The following is a 341-nucleotide window of genomic DNA, read 5'->3' on the forward strand; positions in this document are numbered from 1 at the left end:
CTTGACGCTGTTTGCTGCCGGCGGTCTGAATAATGGTGGCGTCAATGACGGCGGCGGATGCTTTCTCTACTTTTAAGCCTTTTTCGGTCAGTTGGCGGTTAATCAGTTCCAGCAATTTGGACAGGGTGTCGTCTTGCGCCAGCCAGTTGCGGTAGCGGCATAAGGTGCTGTAATCGGGGATGCTCAGTTCGTCAAAACGGCAAAACAGGTTGAAGTTGATGCGGGTAATGAGGCTGTGTTCGAGCTCGGGATCGGAGAGGCTGTGCCATTGTCCGAGTAGGACGGCTTTGAACATGGATAGCAGGGGATAGGCGGGACGGCCGCGGTGGTCTCGAAGGTAA

Annotated in this window: 1 protein-coding gene; it reads right to left on the reverse strand. The window is 54.8% G+C overall.

The window, feature by feature from the left end:
- Positions 1–341 (reverse strand): transposase (locus MB824_RS08455; protein ID WP_238748024.1); only part of this gene is annotated, 341 nt, incomplete at both ends.

The organism is Kingella pumchi, assembly GCF_022288825.1.
Classification (GTDB): domain Bacteria; phylum Pseudomonadota; class Gammaproteobacteria; order Burkholderiales; family Neisseriaceae; genus Kingella_D; species Kingella_D pumchi.